This is a genomic window from Cellulosimicrobium sp. CUA-896, from assembly GCF_001942335.1.
Lineage (GTDB): Bacteria > Actinomycetota > Actinomycetes > Actinomycetales > Cellulomonadaceae > Cellulosimicrobium.
Window position 1 is genome coordinate 1 of the sequence record NZ_MKKH01000076.1, and the last position, 1,268, is coordinate 1,268.

A 1,268-nucleotide genomic window follows, 5' to 3' on the forward strand; every position below is an offset into this window, starting at 1 on the left:
GGGACTGCTGCCGGATCCGTTGACACGGGGTTAGTGGTGATCATGCCGCAAGCGCGGCGTTCTGGGCGGTGAAGGCGAGCTCGTACTCGACGGGGGTGAGCTTGCCGAGGGCTCGCTGGCGTCGACGCCGGTTGTAGGTGCGTTCGATCCAGAACACGATCGCGTCGTGCAACTGGTCGCGGGTGGCCCAGCGGCGACGGTTCAGGACGTTCTTCTGCAGCAGCGCGTGCCAGGACTCCATGGCCGCGTTGTCCCCGGCGGAGGCGACGCGACCCATCGATCCCTGCAGCCCGGCTGCGGTCAGGACCGCCCGGAAGGAACGCGCTCGAAATTGCGCTCCGCGGTCCGAGTGGACCACCACGACGCCGCTCGGGGCGCGTCGGGCCACGGCGGTGCGCAGGGCGGTGACGGCGAGCTGGGCGGTCATCCGTTCGTCGATCGCGTAGCCGACGATCCGGTTGCTGAACAGGTCCTTGATCGCGCAGCAGTAGAGCTTGCCCTCGCCGGTGGGATGCTCGGTGATATCGGTGACCCACACCTGGTCCGGCTCGGTCGCGGTGAAGTTGCGCTGGACGTGGTCGTCGTGGACCGCCGGGCCCGGAGTCTTGCCGGCCCCGCGCCTGCCCTTGCGCACGGTCACCGACCACAGCTTCTGCGCCGAGCACAACCTCCAGACCCGCCGCTCGCCGACGTCGTGGCCGGCGCGCTCGAGCTCGTCGGCCAGGAACCGGTAGCCGAACTCCGGGTCGTCGCCGTGGGCGTCGATCAACGCGTTGGTCAGGTAGGCGTTTTCGAGCTCGCGGTCACTGACGGGGTTGGCAGCCCAGGCGTAGTAGGCCTGCCTGGAGTGGCCGAGCACCCCGCAGGTCAGCCGCACCGGGATGCCCTCGGCGGCCAGGTCACGGACCAGCGGGTAGCTCATTTTGGGAGCGATCCAGCGGCGAAATATGCGGCCGCGCGGCGCAGGATCTCGTTCTCCATCTCCAGTCGGCGCTTCTCCCGGCGCAGCTGGACCAGCTCGTTCTGCTCACTGGTCGTCTGACCATCGGTGACCCCGTCGTCGATGTCGGCCTGGCGCACCCAGCGCCGCACCGACTCCACGGAGATGTCGAAGTCGTTGGCGACCTCGGCATGCGTCAGATCCCCGCGACGGGCGACCCGCACGACGTCACGCTTGAACTCAGGCGGGAACTTCTTGGGCACAGCGACATCCTTCCAGCAGGACCTCGTCCCACAGATGAAGTGTCAACCAATCCTGCAGCAGTCCC

At 68.2% G+C, this 1,268-nt stretch carries 1 protein-coding gene; it reads right to left on the bottom strand.

From position 1 onward, the window contains the following. Positions 1–40: 40 nt before the first annotated feature. Positions 41–1,203 (bottom strand): IS3 family transposase gene (locus tag BJF88_RS16385; protein ID WP_255372116.1). Its coding sequence is split into 2 segments (ribosomal slippage): positions 41–936 and positions 936–1,203, totalling 1,164 coding nucleotides; the frame shifts between segments, so codons are not numbered across the junction. Between the last annotated feature and the right edge of the window lie 65 nt (positions 1,204–1,268).